General features: G+C 71.9%; 23 protein-coding genes. 12 read left to right on the top strand and 11 right to left on the bottom strand.

Annotated elements, in window-relative coordinates; genetic code table 11:
- Positions 1-21: 21 nt before the first annotated feature.
- The gene (gene dapA / locus IE212_RS25060) at positions 22-906 is read right to left on the bottom strand and encodes a 4-hydroxy-tetrahydrodipicolinate synthase (RefSeq protein WP_190200198.1); all 885 of its coding nucleotides are present in this window, start codon (positions 904-906) and stop codon (positions 22-24) included.
- Between the two features lie 169 nt (positions 907-1,075).
- On the opposite strand from dapA, the gene IE212_RS25055 reads away from it, so the two are divergent.
- From IE212_RS25055 to IE212_RS25045, 3 genes are all read left to right on the top strand, one after another.
- Positions 1,076-1,495: a phage holin family protein gene (locus IE212_RS25055; protein WP_190200197.1), complete on the top strand. Its 420-nt coding sequence runs from the start codon at positions 1,076-1,078 to the stop codon at positions 1,493-1,495.
- Complete coding sequence (locus IE212_RS25050; RefSeq protein WP_190200196.1) at positions 1,492-1,860, top strand: DUF3618 domain-containing protein; 369 nt, start codon at positions 1,492-1,494, stop codon at positions 1,858-1,860. The genes IE212_RS25055 and IE212_RS25050 overlap by 4 nt, the downstream gene beginning before the upstream one ends.
- Positions 1,861-2,331: 471 nt before the next feature.
- Positions 2,332-3,012: an antibiotic biosynthesis monooxygenase gene (locus IE212_RS25045; protein ID WP_190200195.1), complete on the top strand. Its 681-nt coding sequence runs from the start codon at positions 2,332-2,334 to the stop codon at positions 3,010-3,012.
- A 54-nt stretch (positions 3,013-3,066) separates the two neighbouring features.
- On the opposite strand, the gene IE212_RS25040 is transcribed toward IE212_RS25045, so the two are convergent.
- The gene (locus IE212_RS25040) at positions 3,067-4,890 is read right to left on the bottom strand and encodes a DUF8508 domain-containing protein (RefSeq protein WP_190200194.1); all 1,824 of its coding nucleotides are present in this window, start codon (positions 4,888-4,890) and stop codon (positions 3,067-3,069) included.
- A 304-nt stretch (positions 4,891-5,194) separates the two neighbouring features.
- Between IE212_RS25040 and IE212_RS25035 the strand changes: the two genes are divergently transcribed.
- From IE212_RS25035 to IE212_RS25020, 4 genes are all read left to right on the top strand, one after another.
- Entirely contained in the window at positions 5,195-6,622 is a 1,428-nt protein-coding gene (locus IE212_RS25035; RefSeq protein ID WP_190200193.1) for a hypothetical protein, read from the top strand.
- A gap of 153 nt (positions 6,623-6,775) precedes the next feature.
- Positions 6,776-8,221, top strand: coding sequence for an alkaline phosphatase PhoX (locus tag IE212_RS25030; RefSeq protein ID WP_190200192.1), 1,446 nt, complete (start codon positions 6,776-6,778; stop codon positions 8,219-8,221).
- A 192-nt stretch (positions 8,222-8,413) separates the two neighbouring features.
- Entirely contained in the window at positions 8,414-9,451 is a 1,038-nt protein-coding gene (locus IE212_RS25025) for a LacI family DNA-binding transcriptional regulator (RefSeq protein WP_190200191.1), read from the top strand.
- A 236-nt stretch (positions 9,452-9,687) separates the two neighbouring features.
- On the top strand, positions 9,688-10,263 hold the full coding sequence (locus IE212_RS25020) for a TetR/AcrR family transcriptional regulator (RefSeq protein ID WP_190200190.1): 576 nt from the start codon (positions 9,688-9,690) through the stop codon (positions 10,261-10,263).
- A gap of 122 nt (positions 10,264-10,385) precedes the next feature.
- Here the strand turns inward: IE212_RS25020 and IE212_RS25015 are convergent, their stop codons facing one another.
- The 8 genes from IE212_RS25015 to IE212_RS24980 form a co-directional block, all read right to left on the bottom strand.
- On the bottom strand, positions 10,386-11,609 hold the full coding sequence (locus IE212_RS25015; RefSeq protein WP_190200236.1) for a TerD family protein: 1,224 nt from the start codon (positions 11,607-11,609) through the stop codon (positions 10,386-10,388).
- A 64-nt stretch (positions 11,610-11,673) separates the two neighbouring features.
- Positions 11,674-11,895: a hypothetical protein gene (locus IE212_RS25010; protein WP_190200189.1), complete on the bottom strand. Its 222-nt coding sequence runs from the start codon at positions 11,893-11,895 to the stop codon at positions 11,674-11,676.
- A 70-nt stretch (positions 11,896-11,965) separates the two neighbouring features.
- Positions 11,966-12,955 (bottom strand): zinc-dependent alcohol dehydrogenase family protein, encoded by a 990-nt coding sequence (locus IE212_RS25005; RefSeq protein ID WP_190200188.1) that lies wholly within the window; start codon positions 12,953-12,955, stop codon positions 11,966-11,968.
- Entirely contained in the window at positions 12,952-13,791 is an 840-nt protein-coding gene (locus IE212_RS25000) for a carbohydrate ABC transporter permease (RefSeq protein ID WP_190200187.1), read from the bottom strand. The genes IE212_RS25005 and IE212_RS25000 overlap by 4 nt, the downstream gene beginning before the upstream one ends.
- Positions 13,788-14,726 (bottom strand): carbohydrate ABC transporter permease, encoded by a 939-nt coding sequence (locus tag IE212_RS24995; protein ID WP_190200186.1) that lies wholly within the window; start codon positions 14,724-14,726, stop codon positions 13,788-13,790. Before IE212_RS24995 ends, IE212_RS25000 begins: the two co-directional genes overlap by 4 nt.
- A complete protein-coding gene (locus tag IE212_RS24990) occupies positions 14,723-16,096 on the bottom strand; it encodes an ABC transporter substrate-binding protein (RefSeq protein WP_190200185.1) in 1,374 nt (457 codons plus the stop codon). Before IE212_RS24990 ends, IE212_RS24995 begins: the two co-directional genes overlap by 4 nt.
- A 79-nt stretch (positions 16,097-16,175) precedes the next feature.
- A complete protein-coding gene (locus IE212_RS24985) occupies positions 16,176-16,943 on the bottom strand; it encodes a DeoR/GlpR family DNA-binding transcription regulator (RefSeq protein ID WP_190200184.1) in 768 nt (255 codons plus the stop codon).
- 309 nt (positions 16,944-17,252) lie between these two features.
- Positions 17,253-18,062 carry an NAD-dependent epimerase/dehydratase family protein gene (locus IE212_RS24980; RefSeq protein WP_190200183.1) on the bottom strand — a complete coding sequence of 270 codons (810 nt, stop codon included), beginning with the start codon at positions 18,060-18,062 and terminating at the stop codon, positions 17,253-17,255.
- Positions 18,063-18,292: 230 nt separating this feature from the next.
- Between IE212_RS24980 and IE212_RS24975 the strand changes: the two genes are divergently transcribed.
- Positions 18,293-19,234: a 5-dehydro-4-deoxyglucarate dehydratase gene (locus IE212_RS24975; RefSeq protein ID WP_190200182.1), complete on the top strand. Its 942-nt coding sequence runs from the start codon at positions 18,293-18,295 to the stop codon at positions 19,232-19,234.
- Positions 19,231-20,394 carry a hypothetical protein gene (locus IE212_RS24970; protein WP_190200181.1) on the top strand — a complete coding sequence of 388 codons (1,164 nt, stop codon included), beginning with the start codon at positions 19,231-19,233 and terminating at the stop codon, positions 20,392-20,394. Before IE212_RS24975 ends, IE212_RS24970 begins: the two co-directional genes overlap by 4 nt.
- 171 nt (positions 20,395-20,565) lie before the next feature.
- Here IE212_RS24970 and IE212_RS24965 read toward each other — a convergent pair whose 3' ends face one another.
- Positions 20,566-21,783 carry an MFS transporter gene (locus tag IE212_RS24965; protein ID WP_190200180.1) on the bottom strand — a complete coding sequence of 406 codons (1,218 nt, stop codon included), beginning with the start codon at positions 21,781-21,783 and terminating at the stop codon, positions 20,566-20,568.
- Positions 21,784-22,038: 255 nt separating this feature from the next.
- On the opposite strand from IE212_RS24965, the gene IE212_RS24960 reads away from it, so the two are divergent.
- The 3 genes from IE212_RS24960 to araD are packed head-to-tail and all read left to right on the top strand — an operon-like array spanning position 22,039 to position 25,333.
- On the top strand, positions 22,039-22,698 hold the full coding sequence (locus IE212_RS24960; RefSeq protein ID WP_190200179.1) for a GntR family transcriptional regulator: 660 nt from the start codon (positions 22,039-22,041) through the stop codon (positions 22,696-22,698).
- On the top strand, positions 22,695-23,606 hold the full coding sequence (locus tag IE212_RS24955; RefSeq protein WP_190200178.1) for a dihydrodipicolinate synthase family protein: 912 nt from the start codon (positions 22,695-22,697) through the stop codon (positions 23,604-23,606). Before IE212_RS24960 ends, IE212_RS24955 begins: the two co-directional genes overlap by 4 nt.
- Entirely contained in the window at positions 23,603-25,333 is a 1,731-nt protein-coding gene (gene araD / locus IE212_RS24950; RefSeq protein ID WP_190200177.1) for an L-arabinonate dehydratase, read from the top strand. The genes IE212_RS24955 and araD overlap by 4 nt, the downstream gene beginning before the upstream one ends.
- Positions 25,334-25,445 lie beyond the last annotated feature (112 nt).

Here is a 25,445-nt window from a genome sequence, read left to right as displayed (position 1 = left end):
TCCGCTCGGTGACCCGGTGGTTCACACGTTGATCAGGTTCTCGTGCAGGTAGCGCAGTCCTTCGGTCGTTTCGTGGTCGGCGGGCTGGAGCGGGGCGCGTACCGGGCCCGCGGGGAGGCCCAGGGTGTTCAGGAGCGCCTTGGTCGTGACGGTGCCCGGCAGGCCCGCCGCCATGATCGCCTCGATGAGGGGCGTGGCCTGCTGCTGGAGACCGGCCGCCCCGGTCGTGTCGCCCGCGTCGAAGGCGTCCAGGACCGCTCGCAGGTGGGCCGGGATCACGTTCGCGACCGTACTGACGTAGCCGGCGCCGCCTACGGCGTAGAGGGCGAGGTTGTGCTCGTCGCAGCCCGCGTAGTACGCCAGGTCCGTGCGGGCCAGGACCTTCTGGGCGGCGAGGAAGTCGTTGGAGCAGTCCTTGACGGCGGCGATCCTGGGGTGTTCGGAGAGGCGGAGGATCGTGTCGGGTTCGATGCGGGTTCCGGTGCGGAACGGGATGTCGTAGAGCATGACCGGGAGTTCCGTCGCGTCCGCGACCTCACGGAAGTGGGCCTCGATCGCGTCCTGCGGAGGTCTGCTGTAGTACGGGGCCACCACCAACAGGCCGTCGGCGCCCGCCTTCTCGGCCTCCCTCGCCAGGTCGGCGGTGTGCCGGGTGTCGGGGGTGCCGATGCCCGCGACGATCGACGCGCGGTCGGCCACGGCCTCGCGGACGGCCGTGATCAGAGCCGCCTTCTCGGCGTCGGTGGTGGTCGGTGATTCGCCTGTCGTACCGGACAGGACGAGGCCGTCGCAGCCCTGTGCGACCAGGTGGGCGGCCAGGCGCTGCGCGCCGCCGAGGTCCAGGGCGCCGGATGGGGTGAACGGGGTGACCATGGCGCAGAGGGTGCGGCCGAAGTGGGGCGTCATGGTGAGTAGTGTCGGCGGGGTGATTGTGTAGCTCCAATTAAATTTTCTTTCGGGTATTGGTAAGTGACTGTAAAGGGTGGCTTCGGGGGCGTGGAGGATCCGCCGCAGGGGTAGCGGGGGGTGGGCCGGGTACTCGGGGGTTCCTACTTCGAGAGGAGGCGGGGACACCGTGACGGGGACCATGGAACGACGGGCCGTGCGCGACGAGCACCACTCCGTGGGCGAGCTCGTCTCACAGGCCGCGGAGCAGCTCTCCCGGCTCGTGCGGCAGGAAGTGGCTCTTGCGAAGGAAGAGCTGGCCGAGAAGGGGCGGCGTGCGGGGCGTGGTGGCGGGCTGCTCGGTGCGGCGGGTGCGGTCGCCTACGCCGGGTTTCTCGCGCTGGCCGGTGCGGGGGCGGCCGCTCTCTCCCTGGTGCTGCCTGTCTGGGCCGCGGCGCTCATCGTGATGGGGGTGCTGTTCGTGATCGCGGCCGTGCTCGCCGCGATCGGCCGGGGGCAGCTGCGCCGGGCCACGCCTCCCACGCCTGAGGAGGCACTCGGCAGTGTCAGGGCGGACGTGGAGGCGATCAAGGAAAGGGCGCATCGATGACGGACGCGACGGGTGGGGCCAAGGGGCCCGATGAGCTGCGGCGGCAGATCGAGCGGACTCGTACCGAGCTCGGGGACACGGTGGAGGAATTGGCGGGGAAGGCGGATGTGAAGGGGCGTGCGCGGGCGCGGGCGGCCGATCTCCGGGACAAGGCCGGGGCGATGACGGTGCAGTTGCGCAGCAGCGCGTCTCAGGCTGGGCACACGGTGCAGGAGAGGGCTGCGCATGCGGGGCCCCGTCCGGTGCGGGGTGCTGTCCAGGCCGGGATGCGGCATCCGAAGCCGGTGCTGATCGCCGGGGTGGCCGCGGGGGCTGCTGTGGTGGTTGTCGAGGTGTATCGGCGGCGGAACCACGGGCATCGCTGAGTAGCGCCTACGTGGTGGGTGGGGCCGGGGACGTGTCGGGGGGTGTCCGTCCTCGGAACGGCGCGACGGAGTCGGATCACGAGTGACTGTCCGTTGACGCGCCAACCGCTGCGGGCGGACACCCCCCGACACGTCCCCTTCCGTACGTACGCGGCTGCACGCCGTCTTAGCTGCGGGCAGTCGCCCCGCCGCTGCGGCGCGTCGTGGCCGCCCCAGCTGCGGGCAGTCGTGCCGCCGCTGCGGGCAGTCGTGCCGCTGGGGCGGCACGGGTGGGCGCAGCGGCACCCCGCGACGCCGGGCTGCGCAACGCCCCGCCCCCAGTACCCACGCCGGGTACCTGGAACCGGGCGCAGGCCGCCGCCGCGCCCTGCCCCAGCCCCGACGGCGAGTTCCTCTCACGCCTTGACCTCAAGCTTGGTCGAGGTTGAACAGTGGTGTGCACACAGCAGGCGCACATCACTGGAGTGTCACATGAGCCGTCGAACCGAGCAGCACCCCGACCTCACCGACCCCCGCATCGGTGTCCCCTTCTTCAGTACCTGGCGCGTGGGAACCCCCGAGCGTCAGCAGAGGGCCGTGGAGGAGATCGGGCGGACCTGGGAGCGACGGCCGTGGCCCGGCGCGGATCTGCTGGGTTATCACGTGTACGTGGGGCACGACGGGTCCACGCTGATGCACTACTCGCAGTGGAGCAGCCGGCAGGGATACGAGGCCTTCGTCAAGACGCAGCGGCAGGAGCGAATCGACGAGATCGACACTGCCGTGCCGGGGATCGAGCGGGTGGGGATCGCGCCGTACCGGCGGTACCGCAGCCGGGAGCGGGCGGTCGGGGACGACCGGGTTCCAGGACTGATCGTCGTCGTGCGGGTCGACTTCGAGGCGGGGGCGCGGCGGGAGGAGTGGGTCGATCTCGTGCTCAAGGCGTTGGGTGACGATCCGAAGGGGCACGCCGGGCTGGTCTCCGCCCACTTCCACCTGAGCGCGGACGGCGGGCACATGCTGAACTACGCCGAGTGGGAGAGTGACCAGGCCTATGACAGGACCCTGGCCGCGCCCGTGACCGACGCCTGGGAGCGGGTGCGGACGTATCCGGGCATGAAGGGGGCGAGCGGGAGCAGGTACCGGCACGCTCTGGGGCTCGTGCCCGGGTGAGGCTCGTGTGGTGGGGCCGGCCCGGTGGTGCGGCCGGCCCCGTGGGTGCGCGTGTTACGGGCGGAAGCGCAGGACCTGCGGGTCGTGGTCGCTGATCTGGTCGTTGAACTCCGCGTTGACGTGCACGCTGTCGTACTCGAAGTCGCAGCGGATCGACGGGCTGATCAGGATCTGGTCGAGGACCTGGCTGTTGCCCTGGTAGACGTACGAGTAACGCTCGCCGCGCGGGAGCGACTTGATCGCCGACCAGAGTTCGCCGCGGCCCTCGAGGAGCTGGGCGGTGCGGGAGAACTCGAAGTCGTTGATGTCGCCCAGGGCGATGACGTCCGCGTTCTTCTGGGTGTCGAGGATGTCCTTGACGAAGGCGTTCACCAGGGTCGCCTGCTGGTGGCGCTGGGTCTCGGAGCTGCGGGCGGGCGGCTGGTACTGGGAGGTCAGGCCCTGGTCGCCGCCCTTGGAGTTGAAGTGGTTGGCGATCACGAAGACCGTGCGGCCGCGGAAGGCGAACTCGCCGGCCAGCGGCTTGCGGCTGTTCTTCCAGGCCTCGTCGGCGGGGGCTATGCGGCCGGGGCTGAGGGTGAGGTGGGCCTTGCCGCGGATCTTCGTCACGCCGGTGGCCGTCGTGGCGTCGCCGCCCGCGCGGTCGGTGAAGGAGACCCGCTCGGGGTTGAACAGGAACGCCTGGCGGATGTTGCCGCCCGGCTCGCCGCCGTCGGCGCCGTCCGCCGGGTCGATCGCACGCCAGTCGTACTTCGGGCCGCCGGCCGCGACGATCGCGTCGATCAGCTTCGTCAGGGTCTGGTCGGCGGCGACGGTGCCGTCGTTCTTGGCGCCGTTGTTGTCCTGGATCTCCTCCAGGGACACGATGTCCGGCGACTTCAGGTTGTTCACGATCGCGGAGGCGTGCGCGGCGAACGTGTCGTCGGCCGGGTCGAGGTTCTCGACGTTGTAGGTGGCGACCGCGAGTTCCGAGGAGCGCTGCGCGGTCGTCGTCTCGCGCTTCAGACCGGCGGACTTGAGCGTGCCGAGCTCGCTCGCGACCAGGGTGTAGCCGCCGAACTGGTTGAAGTCCAGCGGGCCCGCCGTGGTGCCGGCGAGGGTGTCGCCGACGTTCGCCTTGGGGAAGTCCGCCGTCGAACCGAGGGACTGGATCTGGAGGCGGCCGGTGTTCTGGGACTCGTACGAGCCGTAGACCGTGCCGCCGTTGCGGGTGCGGTTCTCGTGCGGCTTCACCGTCACCCAGAGCTCGGTGTAGGGGTCGGTGGCGCCGACCACGCGGGTGTCGGCGACCCGGACGGTCATGCCCTCCAGCGACTCGTAGTGGTCCAGGGCGTACTTCGCGGGCTCCAGGGGGAGCGCGTTGATCGAGCCGTTCGCGGTCGTGTCACCGGCCGGTGCGTAGGCGGCGGGGACCGACTTGGCGGTGACGGCCGTGGCGGCGGGGAGCTGGTTGCCGCTGGACACGACCGTGACCGTCGGCTTGGTGATCTGCGTCAGCGACTGGTTGCCGGAGGCGGCGCCGCCGGGGACGTACTCCGTGACCGTGCCGCCGACCGTGACCAGGTCACCGACGGCGACCCCCTTCGGCGCCGAGCCGGTGAAGACGAAGACGCCCTCGCTGGTCGCCGGGTCGGCGTCCGGGTTCGGGTCCTGGATCCAGAAGCCGCGGGACGAGCCGTAGGTCCGGATGCCGGTGACGATTCCGGTCACGTCGGTGACCTGCCGGCCGGCGTACGGGGACATCCGGGTGGTGCCCTGGATGTCGTGGATGCGCACGGCGTCTGCGTGCGCGGGAGTGGTGAGGACGATCGTGGAGACCGCGGAGCACGCGGCGGCGACGGTGAGCGCGGCGAGGCGCGCGGACGACTTGCTCGGCAACGGGAATCCCTCCGGGGACGTGACAGGGCGCCGGGACGAGGGTGGTGCGTGGACTGTCTGCCGCTACCTGTGGGGCGGCGGGCGGTGTGACGCGCGTAGAGGGCGGTGGACGGGCTGTGGGTGGGGCCAGCCCGGTGAACAAGTGTCCGCCGACTTCTACGCGCGTCAATCTCCAGCCTGGCCAAGCCACTTGTCAAGGTTTCGGCCATGTACGGCCGCTGACGCGGAGATGAAGTGGGCGTCATGGGTGTAAATCCGTCTAGGCTGAGCGGCTGAGTCGTATGCGTCCTAGGAGAACCAGCCGATGTCAGACAGCTCCCCCCTGCCGCCGGTGCGGCTGCACACCGAAGCGGAGCTGGCGCGCGACGCGCTGTCCACGCCGTTGCTTTCCCGGGCCGCCCGGCTGGCCCGCTGGGCCGGGCCCGAGACCCGGGTCGACGCCGGGGGCGGGCTCGTCGACGAACAACTGCCCGCGGCGGCCGAGGCACTCGGACTGAGCGGTGAGGACGCCGCCGCCGACGCAAGTGAGGCCTGGCGGGTGGCCGTGGACGCCGGGCTCGTCGAGATCGTCGACGAGGAGGAGGGCACCGTCGCGGCGGGCGAGGAGCTGGCCCTGCTCACCGGCGGCTCGCCGCACGACGTGCTTTCGGTGTGGCTGGCGGCCCTGGAGGCCGTGCTCGCCGACGCGAGCGTGCCCGACCTCGAAGGGATCGCGGATCTCGTGGACGAGGAGGGCGAGATCGACCTCTCCGCCCTCGACTGGGACCCGGAGGCCGAGGCGGAGTTCCTCGACGGAGTGCTCGGCAACCTGTACCTGCTCACCGCCGGCGAGGACACGCCCGGGGACGCGCCCGTGCCGCTGCCGGCGCTGGCCGCGTCGGTGATCGTGCCCAGCGACATGGGCGAGCCCACCAACGACGTGCTCGAGCAGGTGTCCGACGCGATGATGCGGCTCGACGACCAGTTCCGGATGCTGGAGCCGATCGGACTCGTGTCCTACCAGCCCGTGGACGAGGCGCTCATGGGTGATGCCGACGAGGAGCCCGCGGCGCCGGTCGACGACACCGACGTCTCCCGGTACGGCATGGTCCGGCTCACCCCGCTCGGGCTGTACGGGTTGCGTGCCCGGCTGATGGAGGCCGGGTTCGAGGCGCCGGCCGTCGGGGACCTCGTGGACAAGGGGGCCGACGCGCTGCTCGACGGCACGGCGGAGTACCCGCCGGGCGCTGCGCAGGCCGAGACCGAGCAGTGGCTCCAGCGGCGCGAATCCCTCGCCGCGGCGCGGGAGCTGCTGGCGGCGGCGCGGGGTTCGGACACCGGGGCGCCGTTGCGGCGGCTGCGGTGTCAGCAGGCGTTGTCGCTGGTGGGTGCTTCGGCCGAACCGGCGCTGCGGGAGGTGCTCGACGACCCCGAGCTGGGCGGGCTGGCCCGGGTGTGGCTGACCGAGCACGGCGCGGCGGATGTGCCTGCGCCGTCCGAGGCGATGGTGTACTGGCTGACCATCGACACGGTGGCCGCGCAGCTGGCGGCGGAGGGCAACTCCGAGGAGCTGCGGGCGCTGGTGGAGGGGCTCGCGCAGCAGCACGGTGGGTTCTTCGCAGCCGTGTGGCGAGTCGATCACCCGGCCACGGCTGATGTGCTGGAGGCGATGGGACGGTTGCATCCCGACAAGAAGGTCGCCAAGGAGGCCCGGAAGGCGGCGTTCAAGGCGCGGTCGCAGCAAGGGGGCTGAGCATCCCGGCGGGTGCGGCGCCGTTGTGGCTTATCGCGCCGTTCCCCGCGCCCCTGGGGTGTTGTTCAACTGGTGTTCACGGATGAGCGGGACGGTTTCGCCGAACGAGGTCCGCCACCTCCCACGGCATCCTCACCGTCACAGGAGACAGCCATGTCGCTCACCCGCAGGGACTTCGCCAGAAGCACCGCGATCACCGGTGCCGGTGTCGCGCTGGCGGGCAGTGTCGGCGCCCTCGCCACCGCGCCGAACGCCCTGGCGTCCTACGACACCGGCAGCGCGGGGGACGAGGCAGCGGATGCCCGGCACGGCGTCGGCTACGGGCCGCTCGTCCCCGACCCGAAGGGAATCCTGGCCCTGCCCGCCGGGTTCGAGTACCGGATCATCACGTACAGCGGCCGGACCAAGCTGGAATCCGGCGAGTTCACGCCCTCCAACCACGACGGCACCGCCACCTTCGACGGCCCTCGCGGCACCACCCTGCTCGTCAACAACCACGAGCTGAAGGGCCCGCGCTCCAAGTGGAAGTACCCGGTGCCGCTCACCGAAGGCCTCGTCTACGACCCGGCCGCGGCCGGTGGCTGCACCGTCGTCGAGGTGCGCCCCGACGGACGGGTCGCCGAGTGGGTGGGCATCGCCGGAACCTCCACGAACTGCGCCGGGGGCCGGACGCCTTGGGGTACCTGGCTCACCTGCGAGGAGAACTCCGACAAGGCCGGCCTCAACGGCATGACCAAGGACCACGGCTACGTCTTCGAGGTCGACCCCAGCGACCGGCGCGCCAACCGTGATCCGAAACCCCTGAAGTTCTTCGGCCGCTACGACCACGAGGCCGTCGTCATCGACCCCAAGCGCGGCCACGCCTACCTCACCGAGGACGCGGCCGCCCCCAACGGCCTCTTCTTCCGCTGGACTCCGCCGCGCGGCTTCGAGTACGGCCACGGGAAGTTCCGCGAGCTGGCCGACGACGCCGGTGTCCTGCAGGCGCCCAAGTGCTACGACTCCGGCGGCAGGTTCGTGGACGACCTGTCCCGCGCCACGAAGACCGGCACGGTGTACGGCGTCGACTGGGTGGACGTCCCCGACCGGGACGCCCGCACCACCCCCGTGCGCAAGCAGTTCGGCGACGGCGAGGTCACCCGCGCCCGGAAACTCGAGGGCATGTGGTGGGGCGACGGCGGCGCCTACATCGTCTCCTCGTACGCCCGTGAGGAGAGCCCCGTCCAGCACGACGGCCAGGTCTGGTTCTACGACCCCAGGCGCCGGACACTGACCTTGAAGGTCCTGCTCGGAGTCAACCCGGACCCGTCCGAGGACGGTGCCTTCGACGGTCCCGACAACACCACCGTCTCCCCGTACGGCGGGATCGTGCTCGCCGAGGACGGCGAGGGCGTCTCGCACCTCTTCGGCGCCACGGAGAGCGGCCGTACCTACCCGATCGCCCGCAACGAGCTGAACGTCGGCACCGAAGAGGAGCCGGAGTACAGCGAGTTCGCCGGCGTCACCTTCTCGCCCGACGGCAGGACCCTTTACGCCAACATCCAGGACCCGGGCATTCTGCTCGCCATCACCGGCCCCTGGAAGCGGCAGCGGCGTTAGAACGCCGAAGCCGACCGGCCGCCCAGGGCCTGTCAGCAGTGCCTCGCGTTTGACAGGCCGCCGGATCACCGACGGTCGCCGGCACTGTACGGAGCGCGTCGCCGGGGCCGCCGGCCGAGTCCCCGCCGGTCCGCCGCCCGGGGGCCCGGCTGACCCTGCCGGGCCCCGGGGCCGCCGGATACAGTGCTGCGCGTGTGGACGGACAATCAGGGGGCGGAGCCGGGTGCGGACCGGCCCGCCGGTGCCCGGCGCCGGGCGACGATCCATGACGTCGCACGACTGGCCGGGGTGTCACGCCAGACGGTGTCCCGGGCGGTCAACGACAAGGGGGAGATCGACCCGGGGACCAAGCAGCGGGTGCTGGAGGCGGCGCGGCTGCTGGACTACCGGCCGAGCCGGTTCGCGCGCGGGCTCGTCCAGAAGGGGACGGTGACGGCGGGCCTGGTCATCCCGGACCTGCGGAACCCGTTCTTCCCCGAGGTGGCCGCCGGGGTGCTGGAGGCGGCCGAGCAGCGCGGCTGGCAGGTCGTCGTGTGGGACTCCCGGATCGACGAGGCCAGGGAACGGCAGGCCCTCGACGTGCTCTCCCACCAGGCCGACGCGGTCGTGGGCTACTTCCGGGACCCGGACGACGTCCTGACCCGGCACCTCGGGGGCGTGCCCCTGGTGCTGCTGGAGCGCGGCCCGCAGCAGACCCGGTTCGCGGCCGTCGGCATCGACGCCGCCACCGGAGTCGAGCAGGGCATGAACCACCTGTTCCGCGCGGGGCACCGCAGGATCGGCATGCTGGACGGTGTGCACGGCCCCAGCCCCCGCAGGCTCGCCTTCCTGGAGCAGGTACGGCGGCTCGGCCTGCCGGTCGGCGCGGACGCGGTCGTGGTGTGCCCCGAGCACAGCGTGACCGGTGGTGAGGCCGGCATGGAACGGCTCCTCGCGGCGCGGCCGGAGATCACCGCCGTCTTCGGCTTCAACGACCTGATCGCGGTGGGGGCGATGCGTACCGCCCGCCGGCACGGCCGGAGGGTTCCGGACGACCTGGCCGTGCTCGGCTTCGACGGCCTCTCGCTGGGCGAGCTGGTGGACCCCGCTCTGACCACCCTGCACATCGACAAGCGACGGATCGGCCGGCTGGCCGTCGAGCAGGTGGCCCGGCTGCGCGCGGGTGAGGAGCCGCTGCGCGGAGCGGACGCCTGGGTGGTGCCCGAACTCGTGGTGCGCGCCTCGGCCTGAGGCCGCCTGGCTCGGCGGACCTGCCCGGGCGACGGCACCGGAACCCCTTGACGCCGGGCGTCCGGGGCGGCGGCTTGGATCCGGCGCCGCGGCAGGCGACGTTCGCCCCGGCGCGACGCCCGGCACGCACCGGCACGCCGAGAGCAGGCACCGGACGCCGCTCCTCGACGGGCAAGACGTCGCCTGCCCCGGCACTAGGCTGAGGAGTGGGGTTCCCGGCTGGTGAGGAGTGCTGCATGGTGCGGGCCAGGCCCATGCGGGCGGATGCGCGGCGCAACCACGAGCGGTTGCTGAAGGTCGCCGTGGAGGCTTTCGCCGAGTACGGGGAAGGGGCGTCGCTCGACGACATCGCCAAGCGGGCCGGGGTCGGCTCCGGCACCCTGTACCGGCACTTCCCGACACGGCACGCGCTGCTGGAGGCCGTGTACCTCGACCGTGTCGAGGCGATCGCGGCCCGGGCGGACGAGCTGGCGGCCGGGCTGCCGCCGGGTGAGGCGCTGGTGGAGTGGCTGTACGAACTCGGCGCCGGGCTGATCGAGGTGCGCGGCCTGAAGGCCCTGCTGGGCCCGGCCGCCAGCGACACCGGCTCCCCCGTGGGGACGGCCTGCGGCGACTCGGTGAGGAGCGCGGCGGGACGGCTGGTCCGGGCGGCTCAGGAAGAAGGCACGCTGCGGGGTGACGTCGAGCCGGTCGACATCCTGCGGCTGGTCCATGGTGTAGCCGCCGCGGCGGAGCTGGCGGATGCGGAGTGCGCGTACGTGCGGCGCTATCTGATGCTGTGGGTGGAGGGCGTGCGGCCGAGGGCCGTGTGAGCGGCGGCGCCGGTCGCCGCTCCCGGGCGCCGTAGGGGTGCGGGAGTGTCGCAGGGTGCCGCCGGTGGGGGCTTGTCGCGCAGTTCCCCGCGCCCCTTGAAGGGGCGCGGGGAAGAAGGCGCTTACAGGGCCTGGGCTGCCGGCTTGACCATGCCCCTGACCGTGCGGGACTTCACGAAGTCGCCCATCGCCGTCATCTCCCACTCTCCGGAGAACTGGCGGATCAGCTTGGCCATCATCACGCCCGTCTGCGGCTCGGCGCTGGTGAGGTCGAAGCGGACCAGTTCCTCGCCGGTCGTGCCGTCCAGGAGGCGGCAGTAGGCCTTGGCGACCTCCGTGAACTTCTGGCCGGAGAAGGAGTTGACCGTGAAGACCAGGCCCGTGACCTCCTGGGGGAGACGGCCGAGGTCGACCGCGATGACCTCGTCGTCCCCGCCGCCCTCGCCCGTGAGGTTGTCACCGGAGTGCCGGATCGCGCCTCCGATGATCTGGAGCTTGCCGAAGTAGCAGCTGTCGATGTGGTTGCGCTGCGGCCCGTAGGCGATGACCGAGGCGTCCAGGTCGATGTCCTTGCCGCGGTACGCCGGCTCCCAGCCGAGACCCATCCGGACCTGGGAGAGCAGGGGGCGCCCGCCCTTGACCAGGGAGACCGTCTGGTTCTTCTGGAGGCTGACGCGGCCCTTGTCGAGGTTGATCTTCCCGGCGCCGGGCGCGGGCGGCGCGGGCGCGGCCGGGGCGGCGGCAGCCGCGGGCGTGGAGACGGGCGGGGCGGGCGGCGCGACGGGGGGCTGCGGCGGTGCCGGCGGCGGGGACACCGGCTGGGCCGGGGCCGCCGTCTGGGCCGGGGCGGCCGGCTCCTCCACCGTGACCCCGAAGTCCGTGGCGATGCCCGCGAGGCCGTTGGCGTACCCCTGGCCGACGGCCCGGGCCTTCCACTGGCCGCCTCGCAGGTAGATCTCGACGATCACCAGGGCCGTCTCGGCGCCGAGCTGCGGAGGGGTGAACGTGGCCAGGACGGAGCTGTCGTCCGCGTTGCGGAGGGTGGCCGTCGGTTCGATGCCCTGGAAGGTCTGGCCCGCGGCGTCCGGGCTCGCCGTGACGACGATCTTCTCGATGCCCGGGGGGACGGCCGCGGTGTCCACCACGATCGCGTCGGGCGAGGTGCCGCCACCCGAGCGGTACGTCACGCCCGGGCCCGACGGCTGGTTGTAGAAGATGAAGTCGTCGTCGGAGCGCACCTTGCCGTCGGCGGTGAGCAGCAGGCCCGAAACGTCGAGCCGCACGGGGGCGGCGACGTCCACCGTCACGCGGGCGGCGGAGAGGGGGATGTTCGAGCCGGGGGTCATAGCTGTCATGCCCCGTGAACGAGCGAGGCGGTTTTGCCGTTCCCTTACTCTGCGCCCAATCGGGTCAGCGGCGATTGCGGGGGTGATCGCGCGCCGTGCGTTCGTTGCCCCGCTTGTAGTTGCCGGTCCAGCGGGCCATGACGAGCTGGGGGTCGGATGCCTCGACCTCGGTGAGGAACTGAGCGGCCCGGGGCCCGTGCAGGGTGGTGGCGGGGCGGCCGTGGTGGGTGATGCGGACGGTATTGCCGGTGTGCTGCTCGTAGCTGAATCCGTGGGGTCGTCGCATGGCGTGAGCGTAGGGGGCGGGAGGCAGGTGGCCCAGCGGTTTTCGCCTGCCCCCCCCGCTGTACGGCGCGTTACGGGACCACCACGATCTTCCTGCCGATCCCGGACGCGAACTGCTCCAGTGCTTGCGGGTACTGGTCGAGAGGCAGGCGGTCGCTGATGAAGATCTCCGGGTCCAGCACCCCGTTCGCGAACAGCTCCGCCGCACGTTCGAAGCTGTGCAGCACCGCCATGGAGCCGGTGATGGTGATCTCCTGGTTGTAGATGCGGTACGGGTCGATCGTCACGCGCGTGGCGTAGTCGGCCACGCCGAACTGCAGGAACGTGCCCGCCTTCGCCACCCGGTCCAGGCCGTCCTGGATCGCCGCCGCGTTGCCGGTGGCGTCGACGACCAGGTCCCAGCCCTGCGGGCGGTCGAGTTCGCCGGGGTTCGCCGCGGCGGCCGAGACGCCCAGGCGGCGGGCTGTCTCCAGGCGGGCCGGGTTCACGTCGACGACGTCCACGCTGGCCGCGCCCGTGCGCTTGGCAAGCTCCAGCATCATCAGGCCCATCGTGCCGGAGCCGTAGATCAGGACGTGCGCGCCGAGGCGGGAGCGGAGCACGTCGTAGCCGCGCACCGCGCAGGAGAGCGGCTCCACGAGCGCCGCGTCCTCGGTGCGGACGTGGTCGGGCAGTTTCACGCAGTTCGCCACCGGGGCGAGGGCGTACCGGGCCGCGCCGCCCGGCGTCGTGACGCCGATCGCCGCCCAGCGTTCGCAGAGGTTGTTGTGACCGGTGCGGCAGTAGCGGCATTCGTGGCAGTAGAGGGAAGGGTCCACCGCCACCCGGTCGCCCACCGACACCTCCGTGACCCGGGTGCCGACGCCGACCACCTCGCCCGCGAACTCGTGCCCGGGCACGATCGGCAGCTCGGGGGCGAACTCCCCCTGGAGGATGTGCAGGTCCGTGCCGCACAGCCCGCAGGCCGCGACCTCGACGACGACCTGCCGCGGCCCTGGCGTCGGGTCCGGGACCTCGGCGACGACGGCCTTGCCCACGGACTCGATGACGGCGGCCTTCATTTCACGGCTCCCAACGACAGGCCCTGGACCAGCTTGTCCTGGGCGGCGAACCCCGCGGCGAGCACCGGCAGGGAGATGACGAGCGACGCGGCGCAGACCTTCGCCAGGAACAGGCCCTGGCTGGTGATGAAGCCGGTCAGGAAGACAGGGGCGGTCTCGGCGACGACGCCGGTCAGCACCCGTGCGAAGAGCAGTTCGTTCCAGCTGAAGATGAAGCAGATCAGAGCGGTCGCCGCGATGCCGGGCAGGGCGATCGGGGCGACGATCCGGGTGAGGACCGTCGGCAGCCTGGCCCCGTCCACCCGTGCGGCCTCGATCACCGCGACCGGGATCTCGGCGAGGAACGACTGCATCATCCACACCGCGATCGGCAGGTTCATGGAGGTGTAGAGGACGACCAGCAGCCAGATGTTGTCGAGCATCCCGGCGTTCCTGGCGAACAGGTAGACCGGGAGCAGGCCCGCCACGACCGGCAGCATCTTCGTGGAGAGGAAGAAGAACAGGACGTCGGTCCATTTGCGGACGCGGTCGACCGACAGCGCGTACGCCGCCGGCAGGGCCAGGAGGAGGACGAGGAGCGTGGAGGCGACCGACGCGACGGTCGAGTTGACCAGGGCGGGCCAGGGGCTGGCGCCGCCGCCCGCGCCGAAGAACTCCCGGTAGCCGTCCAGGGTGAGGGAGGCCGCGAAGGACGGCGGGTTCGTCGCCGCGTCCGTCTCCGAGTGGAACGACGTCAGGGCCATCCAGGCGATGGGCAGGAAGAACACGATCCCGGCCAGCCAGGCCAGCAGGCCCAGACCGTTACGGCGTATGACGTTGCCCGGCGGTGCGCTCATGCGCGGGACACCTCCTCACGGAACAGGGACGACACCACGCGCAGGGCGAAGGTCGCGATGACGATCGAGCCGATGACGACCAGGACGCCCGCGGCCGAGGCGAGGCCGTTCTCGTGCGCCTGGTAGAAGCTCTGGTAGACGGTGTAGGGCAGGTTGGCGGTGCCCAGGCCGCCGGACGTGATCGTGAAGACCGCGTCGAAGTTCTGGACGATGTAGATCGAGCCGAGCAGGGCGCCCAGTTCGAGGTACCGGCGCAGGTGCGGCAGGGTCAGGTGGACGAAGATCTGCCAGTCGCTCGCGCCGTCGACCCGGGCCGCCTCGATCTGCTCGTGGTCGCGGCTCTGCAGGCCGGCCAGCAGGATCAGCATCATGAACGGCGTCCACTGCCAGACCAGCGAGGCCTCGACGGCGAGCAGCGGGGTGGTGGAGATCCAGTCCGGCTGCGGGCCGCCCACATAGTGCAACAACCCGTTGAACAGGCCGTATTCGGGGTTGTAGAGCACATGCTTCCAGAGCAGGGCCGCCGCGACCGGGACGACCAGGAACGGCGCGATCAGCAGCGTGCGGACCACGCCCCGGCCCCGGAACCTCCGGTCCAGCAGCAGGGCGAGCACCAGCCCCAGCACCAGGCCGGCCAGCACCACCGCCACCGTCAGCAGCACGGTCGTCCACACCGAGTGGCGCAGGTCCGCGTCGGTGAGGACCTCCTGGTAGTTGTCGAGGCCGGTGAAGTGCCGGGCGTCGGGGTAGAGGGCGTTCCAGTCGAAGAAGGAGATCACCAGCGTGGCCACGAAGGGCAGCTGGGTGACGACGATCATGAAGATCAGGGCGGGCAGCAGCGGGGCTCTGGTCGCCCAGGCGCGCAGCCGGGCGGAGGGTGGCCGGGTCGCCGGTACGGGGGTCGTGGCCACGGGGGCCGTCGTCGTCGCTGTCATCGTCCCTCGTACTCCTCGGAGATCTTCTCGGCGAGCGCCTGTGACTTCTTCAGGGCCGACTCGACGGACTGGCGTCCGGCGATGGCCGCGCTGATCTCCTGGGAGACCTTGGTACCGAGGTCGGTGAACTCGGGAATGCCGACGAACTGGATGCCGGGCGCGGGCCGCGGCTGGACGCCGGGGTCGTCGGGCCTGGCCCCCTCGATGGCTTTCCTGGTCATCTCCTGGAAGGCGGCGGCCTCCGCGCGGTAGGCGGGGTTGGCGTAGGTGGACGCCCGCTTGCCCGCGGGGACGTCGGACCAGCCGGCCGTGTCGCCGACCAGTTCCTCGTAGCCCTTTCCGGACGCCCAGGAGACGAACTTCCAGGCGTTGTCCGCATTGCGGGAGGCCTTCTGGATGCCCCAGGCCCAGGTGTAGAGCCAGCCGGAGGACTCGGTCTTCTCCACGGGGGCGGGGGCGTAGCCGACCTTGCCCTTGACCGGGGAGTTCGCCGCTTCCAGGGATCCGGCCGCGGAGGTGGCGTCGTACCACATGGCGACCTTGCCCTGGGTCATGTTGTTGAGGCACTCGGCGAAACCGGACTGGGCGGCGCCGGACTCGCCGTGCCGGCGCACCAGGTCGACGTAGAACTTCGTCGCCTTCTCGAAGGCGGGGGAGTCGAGCCGCGCCTTCCAGTCCTTGTCGAACCAGGTGCCGCCGAAGGTGTTCACGACCGTGGTCAGGGGGGCCATCACCTCGCCCCAGCCGGGCAGGCCGCGCAGACAGATGCCCTTCATGCCCGGTTCGGCGCCGTCGGTCTTCGCGGCGAGGTCCGCCACCTGCTGCCAGGTGGGGCGCGCGGGCATCGTGAGGCCCTTCTTCTCGAACACGTCCTTGCGGTACATCAGGAACGAGGACTCGCCGTAGAAGGGCTGGCCGTAGAGTTTGCCGTCGTCCCCGGTGAGGGACTGGCGCATCGGCTTGAGCACGTCCTGTTCGTCGTAGGCCGGGTCCCTGGCCAGGTAGCCGTTCATCTCGTGCAGCCAGCCGTTGCGGGCGTAGATCGGTATCTCGTAGTTGGACAGGGTGGCGACGTCGTACTGGCCGGCCTGGTTGGCGAAGTCCTGGCTGATCTTGTCGCGGACGTCGTTCTCGGGCAGGACGGTGAAGTTGACCTTGATGCCCGTCTCCTCGGTGAAGTGGGCCCGGGTCAGCTTCTGCAGCTCGACCATCTGCGGGTTGTTGACCATCAGGACGTTGATGGCGTCGCCGCCGGATCCGGCCCCGCCCGCGCCGACCCAGCAGCCGGACAGCAGCGGGGCGAGCAGCGTCCCTGCGGCGGCCAGGGCGAGCGTGGCTCGCGGTGGCCGTCGTCGGCTCTGGGTTCGCATGGATCGCTCCTGGAGATATGGGGAGATAAGGGGCATGGCAGGGCGTGGCTGCGCCCTGAGGGGGTGTGGGGTCCGGGGGTCAGACGCGGATGACCTGGGGGCCGAGCAGTGAGTAGCGGTGGGCCTCGGCCGTGGGCAGCAGGGTGCTCGTCACGATCGCCTCCAGCGCGCCGATCTCGGCGAACCGGCAGAAGCTGACCGCTCCGAACTTGGTGTGCACGCCCGCGAAGACGACGCGGCGGGCGGCCCGGACGGCCTGGGTCTTGACCTCGCTGACGGCCGGGTCGGGGGTGGTGAGGCCGTGTTCGCGGGAGATGCCGTTGGCGCCGATGAACGCCAGGTCGACGACGAAGCCGGCCAGCATCTTCGTCGTCCAGTGGTCGACGGTGGCGAGGGTGCCGGAGCGGACCCGGCCGCCGAGCAGCAGGACGGACACGGTGTCGGTCCCGGCGAGCGCGCCCGCGACCGGCAGGGACGCGGTGACCACGGTCAGCGGCCGGTCCCGGGGAAGAGCCTCGGCGATGAGCTGCGGGGTGTAGCCCTCGTCGACGAAGACGGTCTCGGCGTCGCCGAGCAGTCCGGCCGCGGCGGTCGCGATGCGGCGCTTCTCGGGGACGTGCCGGGTGGCCCGGAAGGCCAGCGTCGTCTCGAACCCGGCGCTCTCCACGGGATAGGCGCCGCCGTGGGTGCGGCGGAGCAGGCCGTGGTCCTCCAGGACGCGCAGGTCCCGCCGCACCGTCTCCTTGGCGACGCCCAGCTCGGCCGCGAGGGTGGTGACGTCGACCGAGCCGTCACGTCGGGCGACGAGCACGATCTCGCGCTGGCGTTCTTCCGCGGTTCTGTTCATCCGTCACCCGCCTTCCTGCCGTGCTGCCCGTTCGGGCCCTCGGTCGGGCCATGGGGGAAGTTCTACAGCGGGTGCCGAGTGGTGACCAGGTCTGTCGCGGGTGCGATCCTGCCCGTGTGTGCCCGTTCGGTCGTGCGGATGCGTGGAGTGCCGCGGGGAGGCCGTGGCCGTCTGCGGGTGCGTTGTGGCTGGTCGCGCGGTTCCCCGCGCCCCTGAGGGTGTTGCCCCACGGTTTCCGCGCCGTGCCCGCACGCCCGGGCGGGCGGGCCCGTTCGGTGCCCGCCCGCCCGGGCTGCGGCTTCTTTTCGGTCAGTACGGCCAGATCGGCGGGTCCGTCACGAACGGGCCGCCGAGGTAGGCGTGCGCCTCGTTCCCCGGCTCCAGCTCGCCCTGCTCGGCGATGAGCTTCTCGGCGAACGGCTCGGAGTCGTCCTGCGGTTCGTAGCCGAGCGCCCGGGCCGTGCTCAGGTCCCACCAGAGCCGGGTGTTGGCGGAGGAGCCGTGGACGACGGTGTGGCCGACGTGCTCGGCGGTCAGGGCCGCGTGGAAGAGGCGGGCGCCGTCGGCGGGGCTCATCCACACCGAGAGCATGCGCACGCTGGTCGGCTCGGGGAAGCAGGAGCCGATCCGCACCGACACCGTCTCCAGGCCGTGCTTGTCCCAGTAGAGCTGGGCGAGGTCCTCGCCGAAGCACTTGGACAGGCCGTAGAAGGTGTCCGGGCGGCGCGGGGTGTCGACGGGGATGAGGGGGTCGTCGCCCTGGGGGCGCGGCGTGTAGCCGACGGCGTGGTTGGAGGAGGCGAAGACGATCCGGCCGACGCCCTCCTCGCGGGCGGCCTCGTAGAGGTGGTAGGTGCCCTCGATGTTCGCCTTGAGGATCTTCTCGAAGGGGGCCTCCAGGGAGATGCCCGCGAGGTGGATGATCGCGTCGACACCCCGGACGGCCTCGCGCAGGGCCTCTCTGTCGGCGAGGTCGGCGGTGATCGCGTCCGGAGCCCCCTCGATGGGGCGCATGTCGAGCAGACGCAGTTCGTAGCCGTAGTCCGGGAGCAGGTCCCGCATCAGGGTGCCGAGGCCGCCGGCGGCGCCGGTGAGCAGGACGGTGCGGGGAGCGGGCATCCTCGGATCTCCTTGAATCGGCCGCCGGACACATGAGCGCACGGCATTCATATGCGTGGACACGCTAAGGAGCCGGGGCGGAGCCCGTCAAGTAGCTCGCCGGAGGGGTGAATTCGCTGGTGCGTCGCGGGTTCGCGCGCTTGACCGGCGCCGCGGCGGCACCTTAGCGTGACAGTGTTCAGAAATATGGACGTCAATCATGAATATGGAACTAGGAACCGGGAGAGCTCGTGACGTCAGCCCCTCTCGCCGCTCGACTCGACATCCCCAGCGGACCGCTGTTCTTCCCGGTCACCGCGTACGGCCCGGACGGCTCCGTGGACCTCGACACCTACCGCACCCATGTGCGTCGCGGGGTGGAGGCCGGAGCCGCCGCCGTGTTCGCCTGCTGCGGCACGGGCGAGTTCCACGCGCTCACCCCCGAGGAGTTCGAGGCCTGCGTCCGGGCGGCCGTCGAGGCGGCCGGGGGACGGGTGCCGGTCGTCGCCGGCGCCGGGTACGGCACGGCGCTCGCCGTGCGCTACGCCCGCCTCGCCGAGGCGGCCGGAGCGGACGGGCTGCTCGCCATGCCGCCCTACCTCGTCGTCGCCGGGCAGGAAGGGCTGCTGCGGCACTACCGGGAGGTGGCGGCGGCGACCTCCCTGCCCGTCGTGGTCTACCAGCGCGACAACGCCGTCTTCACACCGGAGACCGTCGTCGAACTCGCCCGCACGGACGGCGTCATCGGTCTCAAGGACGGGCTGGGCGACCTCGACCTCATGCAGCGGATCGTCAGCGCCGTGCGCTCCGAGGCCCCGGGCGACTTCCTGTACTTCAACGGCCTGCCGACCGCGGAGCAGACCCAGCTCGCCTACCGCGCCCTCGGCGTCACGCTCTACTCCTCCGCCGTGTTCTGCTTCGCCCCCGAACTCGCTCTCGCCTTCCACCAGGCCCTGCAAACCGGCGACGAGCCGACCGTGGAGAAGCTCCTGGACGGTTTCTTCCGCCCCTTCGTCGAACTGCGCGCCCAGGGCCGCGGCTACGCCGTCGCCCTCGTCAAGGCCGGTGTACGGCTGCGCGGACTGGACGTGGGGGAGGTGCGGCCCCCGCTGCAGGAGCCGACCGGGGATCATGTCAAGCGGCTCGCCGAACTGATCGAGCGCGGCTACGCGCTGCTGGAGGAGGCCAAGTGAAGGCGTCGGCGTTCGTCTACCCCTGGGACGTCAACGGGGACCCGAAGGCGCCCGCGCGGATCGCCGCACTCGGCGTGGAGCAGGTGACGCTCGCCGCCGCCTACCACTCCACCCGCGCGCTCACGCCCCGCCATCCACGGCACCGCATCGTCACCGCCGGGCACGCCGCCGTGCTCTACCCGGTGGGCGACCGCTGGGACGGCCGGGAGCTGCGCCCCTGCCCGGCCGGGGACTGGGCCCCCGGCGACGCCTTCGGCGAGGCCGCCGCCGCCCTCACGGACGCCGGTCTGGAGGTGCACACCTGGGTCGTCCTCGCGCACAACTCCCGCCTGGGCGCCGAGCACCCCGGCACCTCGGTCGTCAACGCCTACGGCGACCGCTACCCGTGGGCGCCCTGCATCGCCCAGCCCGCCACCCGCGCCTACCTGACCGACCTGGCGGCGGAGGCGGCCGTACGCCCCGGAGCGCGCGGCACCGAGCTGGAGTCCCTCGGCTGGTACGGACTGCAGCATCTGCACGCCCACGACAAGACCGGCGGCGTCGGCCTCGGCGACAGCGGGCAGTACCTGATGGCACTCTGTTTCTGCCCGGCCTGCCGGGAGGGCTACGGCCGGTACGGTCTGGACGCCGACGAGCTGGCGGCCGCCGTACGGACCGCGCTGGAACCGGTGTGGCAGGGCGCGCCCTCCGACGGGGGCTGGCCGGGCATCGAGAAGCTCCTCGGCGAGACACTCGCGCACACCACCCGCGCGTACCGCGACGACACCGCCCGCACGCTCCAGGAGGCGGTGGTCGGGGCCGTGCGAGAGGCGGCGCCCGACGGTTTCCAGGTGCTGCTGCACGCGGACCCGGTCTCCTACCACGTCGGCGCCAACCCCGGGGTCGACCCGGCGCACATCCTCTCCGTGGCGGACGGTGTGGTCGTGCCCTGCGCGGGCGGCACCGGCACGCTGACGCCGTTCGCCCGCCAGGGCAAGGAGGGCGCCGTCATCGCCGCCAACTTCCCCGTCGTCTCCGGCATGGGCGGCAGTCCCGGCACGCTCGCGGCCGACGCGGCTCGGGCCCGGCGGCTCGGGGCCACGGAACTGCGGCTGTACCACGCCGGGTTGGCGTCGGACGGCGACCTGGAGAAGGTCCGCGCGGCCCTCGCCGGGCGCTGAGGCGATGGGGCGGCCCTCTCCGGTCGCGGAGCTGCCCGTCTCGATCGGCGCTGCGACAGGGCGCCGACTGGCTGGAGAGGGGCCCCGCCCCGGCCTGGGGGGTGAGGCTGCACAGGCGTCGGTCCGGAGCGGTTCCGGGCCTGGCCGGGGACGGTGCACGGTGGGCCGACTTCACCGGCCGGGGGCGGTCCTGGCCCTGGCCGGGAGTGGGAACAGTGAGGCCGCCGTCACCAACAGGGCAACGCCCAGGGTCACCAGCGCCAGCCGGTGGTTCACCAGCTCGACGAGGGCCGCCCCGGCGGCCAGACCGGCCGCGTTCGGCGCGTACACCAGGGTGTTGGCCGTGGCCGTGACCCGGCCGAGCAGCGGGCCCGGCGTCTCGCGCTGCACCGAGGTCAGCGTGGCGATCAGCACGGTGGGCAGCCCCGCGCCGGTCGCGGCGGAGCACACCAGCGCCAGCGGGTCGGACGGCACCGCCCGCAGGGCCACCGCGACCGCCAGCAGCGTGATGCCGTACGCCGCGAAGCGACGCTCGCCCGAGCGGCGCAGGGCGGGGCCGGCGAGCAGGCCCGCCGCGACCGACCCGGCGCCCTGCACGGCGTACAGCACACCGGCGTACTCGGGTGAGTGCCCGAGGTCGTCGACGACGGCGTAGGCCATGGCCCCGTTCAGGCCGGCGCACAGCATGGTGGCGCCGCCCGCCACCACCAAGGGTCGCAGCAGCGGGTGTCCCCACAGGTGGCGTGCGCCCTCGGCGGTCCGACGCCGACGGCTCCCGGTGAGCGGCGCCGGCTTGTCCTCCCGGACGCGCAGCATCGTGTACAGGCCCGCGGCCAGTACGAACGTCGCCGCGTCGAGCACGGCGACACTCGCGCCGCCATACGCCGCGTACAGGCCCGCACCCGCCAGCGGGGCCAGGAGTTTCATGCCCTCGGTGGCCGTCATCCGCAGGCCGCCCAAGTCGCCGAGCAGGGACGGGTCGACCGCGGTCGCCACCAGCGCCGACTCGGCCGCGTCGGAGACGACGCCCGCCGCGCCGTACACGAACAGCACCGCGTACAGCAGCCACAGGTCGCCCGGGGTGTCGACGGTCACGAGGGTGAGCAGGAGGGCGGCGAGCAGCAGGTTCACGCCGATCAGCAGCGGTGTGCGCCGTCCCCGGTCGGCGAGCGTGCCCAGCAGCGGGCCGGCCAGGGTCGGCAGCCACATGGCGAGCATGCACAGCGCGGCCAGGCCGTCCGAGCCGGTGAGGTCCTTCACCCACACCCCGGACGCCAGCCACAGCGCCGAGGTGCCGAAGCCGGAGACCACCACCGCGCAGAGGTAGCGGCCCGCGTTGTGATCGCGCAGCACGCGCGCGAGAGACCAGGGCGTCTTTGTCGTCGTCATGCCTGGTCATCGTTGGCCTAAGGACCCGGGGAAGGGATCGGGAAGGTGCCCTAGAGGCGAGCCGACAGGGGGTGAGCCAGAGGGCTACGTGCACGGACGCCGTGGAAAGCGGTTGCAGTTTCTTTGTTCGAAGCATTGACGAAGCGAACGTGCCCTCCTACCGTCATCGCGTCGTACTTCGTACGTCATATATGAGACGCGATACACGAGATCCGATACGCGATCCACCGGGACCGCGAGATCCGAGAGGCGCGCATGACCTCTGTGCCCACGCCGATCCCCTCCCGCACGCAGTTCGTGCTGGAGGGGATCAAACACCGCATCCTCACCGGGCAGTTGACGCCGGGGCAGGCGCTGGTCGAGACCGAGCTCGCCGCGCAGTTCGGGGTTTCGAAGACCCCGGTGCGCGAGGCGCTCAAGACCCTCGCCGGGACCGGGCTCGTCGTCATGAGCCAGTACAAGGGCGTCACGGTGCGCATGGTGGACGCGGACATGGCGCGCGAGGTCTACGACGTACGGCTGCTGCTGGAACCCGAAGCGCTCAAGCGGGCCGTGCGGCGCGGAGCCCCGCTGGACGCCGCCCGGGACGCGCTGGCCCGCGCCGACGCCGCCACCGACACCGCCGAACGCTCCCTCGCCAACCGGGAGTTCCACCGTGCCCTGTACCTGCCGTGCGGCAACCCGCTGCTCGGCCGGATGCTCGACGAGGTCCGCGACCAGGCCGCGCTGGTCTCCGCCGTCGCCTGGGCGGCCTCGCCCTCCTGGGAGCGGGAGGCCGGCGAGCACCGCGAGATCCTCCGGCTCGCCCTGGACGGCGACGCCGACGGCGCGGCCCGCGCCCTCCACTCCCACATCGCGTCCTTCGTGCGGCGCGCTTTCCCCGGGGCAGGACCGGAACAGGAAGGTCAGCAATGAGCGGCGTGGCGTTCGAGACCCAGCGGGCGGCCCTGGCCGACGTGGTGGCGATCCCGGTGACCCCGTTCGCCGAGGACGGCTCCGTCGAGCGGGACACCTACCGGGCCCTGCTGCGCCGCCTGCTCGACGGCGGCATCACGACCCTCACCCCGAACGGCAACACCGGCGAGTTCTACGCCCTCACCCCCGAAGAGCGCCGCCTGGTCACGGAACTGACCGTCGACGAGGCAGGGGACCGGGCCGCGATCCTGGCCGGGGTGGGTCACGACGTGCCGACCGCGGTCGCCTCCGCCCGGCACGCCCGCCGGCTCGGCGCCCAGATGGTGATGGTCCACCAGCCCGTCCACCCCTACGTCTCCCAGGCCGGCTGGGTCGACTACCACCGGGCCATCGCCGAGGCAGTCCCCGAACTGGGCGTCGTCCCGTACATCCGCGACGCGCAGCTCACCGGCGCCCGCCTCGCCGAACTCGCCGACCACTGCCCCAACGTCATCGGTGTGAAGTACGCCGTCCCGGACGCGGCCAGGTTCGCCGCGTTCGCCCGGGACGCCGGTCTGGAGCGGTTCGTGTGGGTCGCCGGGCTCGCCGAACCGTACGCCCCCTCCTACTTCTCCGCCGGCGCCACCGGCTTCACCTCCGGGCTCGTCAACGTCGCCCCGGCCGTCTCCCGGAACATGATCGAGGCGCTGCGCTCCGGCGACTACCCGGCCGCCATGAAGGTCTGGGAGCAGATCCGCCGCTTCGAGGAGCTGCGCGCCGACAGCGGCTCCGCCAACAACGTCACCGTCGTCAAGGAGGCCCTCGCCTCCCTCGGCCTGTGCCGCCGCGAGGTCCGCCCGCCGAGCCGGACCCTCCGGGAGGACCAGCGCGCCGAGGTCGCCGCGATCGCCGCGGGGTGGTCGATATGACCGGCCGCCTGCGCCCCGAGGACCTCAGGAGCCACCAGTGGTACGGCGCCGAGGGCCAGCTGCGCACCTGGTCGCACAACGCCCGGATGCGCCAGCTCGGTTACGAGGCGGAGGAGTACCGGGGCCGCCCGGTGATCGCCGTCCTGAACACCTGGTCCGACATCAACCCCTGCCACGTCCATCTGCGTGAGCGCGCCGAGGCGGTCAAGCGGGGGGTGTGGCAGGCCGGCGGCTTCCCGCTGGAGTTCCCGGTCGCCACGCTCTCCGAGACGTACCAGAAGCCGACCCCGATGCTCTACCGCAACCTGCTCGCGATGGAGACCGAGGAGCTGCTGCGGTCGTACCCGGTCGACGCGGCGGTACTGCTCGGCGGCTGCGACAAGTCGACGCCCGCGCTGCTCATGGGCGCGGCCTCGGCCGACGTACCGGCCCTCTTCGTGCCCGCGGGGCCGATGCTGCCGGGCCACTGGCGCGGTGAGACCCTCGGGTCCGGGACCGACATGTGGAAGTACTGGGACGAGCACCGCGCGGGCAATCTGACCGACTGCGAACTGCGGGACCTGCAGGGCGGGCTGGCGCGTTCACCCGGCCACTGCATGACCATGGGGACCGCGTCGACGATGACCGCGGCGGCGGAAGCCCTCGGCATGACGCTGCCGGGCGCCTCCTCGATCCCGGCCGTGGACTCCGGGCACGAGCGGATGGCCGCCGCCTCCGGGCGCCGTGCCGTGGAGCTCGCCTGGACCGCGCTCAAGCCGTCCCGGATCCTCACCCGCGAGGCCTTCGAGGACGCCGTCACCACGGTGCTCGGACTCGGCGGCTCCACCAACGCCGTCATCCACCTGATCGCGATGGCGGGACGCTGCCGGGTCGACCTCACCCTCGACGACTTCGACCGCATCGCCCGCACCGTGCCGGTGCTCGCCAACGTCCGGCCCGGCGGACAGACGTACCTCATGGAGGACTTCCACTTCGCCGGTGGCCTGCCCGCCTTCCTCTCGCGGATCACCGACCTGCTGCACCTGGACCGGCCCACCGTCAACGGAACCCTGGGAGAGCAGATCGAGGGCGCCGTCGTCCACGACGACGACGTCATCCGCACCCGCGAGAACCCGGTCGCCGCCGAGGGCGGGGTCGCCGTGCTGCGCGGCAACCTCTGCCCGGACGGCGCCGTCATCAAGCACATCGCCGCCGAGCCCCACCTGCTCAAGCACACCGGCCCCGCCGTCGTCTTCGACGACTACAGGACCATGCAACGCACGATCAACGACGTCGAGCTGAACATCACCGCCGACAGTGTGCTCGTGCTGCGGAACGCCGGGCCCAAGGGCGGCCCGGGCATGCCCGAGTACGGCATGCTGCCCATCCCCGACCGCCTGCTGAGGCAGGGCGTGCGGGACATGGTCCGGATCTCCGACGCCCGGATGAGCGGCACGAGCTACGGCGCGTGCGTGCTGCACATCGCGCCCGAGTCGTACGTGGGCGGCCCGCTGGCACTCGTGCGGACGGGGGACAGCATCACCCTCGACGTAGCGGCACGGTCCCTCCGACTCGACGTGGAAGAAGCGGAGCTGGAGCGCCGCCGGGCGGATTGGACGCCCCCGGCCACCCGCTACGAACGCGGCTACGGCGCCCTCTACAACGACCAGATCACCCAGGCGGACACAGGCTGCGACTTCGCGTTCTTGGCGAGGCCGGGCAAGACCCCGGATCCCTACACCGGTTGACCAGTCCCACCCAGGCGCGCGGGGAACCGCGCGACACGCCACGACGCAACCGCCACGCACACAGCAAGAGGCACCCCGTACCACGCACTCCAGGCGGACCTCCGCGCATCGA

The organism is Streptomyces djakartensis (assembly GCF_014651075.1).
Taxonomy (GTDB): Bacteria; Actinomycetota; Actinomycetes; order Streptomycetales; family Streptomycetaceae; genus Streptomyces; species Streptomyces djakartensis.
The sequence above is the reverse complement of the archived record's forward strand: the minus strand, read 5'-3'. Positions and strand labels throughout refer to the sequence as shown.

Excerpts from the sequence above, each read along its gene's own strand:
- dapA (WP_190200198.1), bottom strand. The coding sequence starts at position 906 with ATGACGCCCCACTTCGGCCGCACCCTCTGCGCCATGGTCACCCCGTTC.
- araD (WP_190200177.1), top strand. The coding sequence starts at position 23,603 with ATGACCGGCCGCCTGCGCCCCGAGGACCTCAGGAGCCACCAGTGGTAC.
- IE212_RS25015 (WP_190200236.1), bottom strand. The coding sequence starts at position 11,609 with ATGACCCCCGGCTCGAACATCCCCCTCTCCGCCGCCCGCGTGACGGTG.
- IE212_RS24960 (WP_190200179.1), top strand. The coding sequence starts at position 22,039 with ATGACCTCTGTGCCCACGCCGATCCCCTCCCGCACGCAGTTCGTGCTG.
- IE212_RS24955 (WP_190200178.1), top strand. The coding sequence starts at position 22,695 with ATGAGCGGCGTGGCGTTCGAGACCCAGCGGGCGGCCCTGGCCGACGTG.
- IE212_RS25050 (WP_190200196.1), top strand. The coding sequence starts at position 1,492 with ATGACGGACGCGACGGGTGGGGCCAAGGGGCCCGATGAGCTGCGGCGG.
- IE212_RS24965 (WP_190200180.1), bottom strand. The coding sequence starts at position 21,783 with ATGACGACGACAAAGACGCCCTGGTCTCTCGCGCGCGTGCTGCGCGAT.
- IE212_RS25045 (WP_190200195.1), top strand. The coding sequence starts at position 2,332 with ATGAGCCGTCGAACCGAGCAGCACCCCGACCTCACCGACCCCCGCATC.
- IE212_RS24980 (WP_190200183.1), bottom strand. The coding sequence starts at position 18,062 with ATGCCCGCTCCCCGCACCGTCCTGCTCACCGGCGCCGCCGGCGGCCTC.
- IE212_RS25030 (WP_190200192.1), top strand. The coding sequence starts at position 6,776 with ATGTCGCTCACCCGCAGGGACTTCGCCAGAAGCACCGCGATCACCGGT.
- IE212_RS24995 (WP_190200186.1), bottom strand. The coding sequence starts at position 14,726 with ATGACAGCGACGACGACGGCCCCCGTGGCCACGACCCCCGTACCGGCG.
- IE212_RS25020 (WP_190200190.1), top strand. The coding sequence starts at position 9,688 with ATGGTGCGGGCCAGGCCCATGCGGGCGGATGCGCGGCGCAACCACGAG.
- IE212_RS25010 (WP_190200189.1), bottom strand. The coding sequence starts at position 11,895 with ATGCGACGACCCCACGGATTCAGCTACGAGCAGCACACCGGCAATACC.
- IE212_RS24990 (WP_190200185.1), bottom strand. The coding sequence starts at position 16,096 with ATGCGAACCCAGAGCCGACGACGGCCACCGCGAGCCACGCTCGCCCTG.
- IE212_RS25000 (WP_190200187.1), bottom strand. The coding sequence starts at position 13,791 with ATGAGCGCACCGCCGGGCAACGTCATACGCCGTAACGGTCTGGGCCTG.
- IE212_RS25035 (WP_190200193.1), top strand. The coding sequence starts at position 5,195 with ATGTCAGACAGCTCCCCCCTGCCGCCGGTGCGGCTGCACACCGAAGCG.
- IE212_RS25005 (WP_190200188.1), bottom strand. The coding sequence starts at position 12,955 with ATGAAGGCCGCCGTCATCGAGTCCGTGGGCAAGGCCGTCGTCGCCGAG.
- IE212_RS24985 (WP_190200184.1), bottom strand. The coding sequence starts at position 16,943 with ATGAACAGAACCGCGGAAGAACGCCAGCGCGAGATCGTGCTCGTCGCC.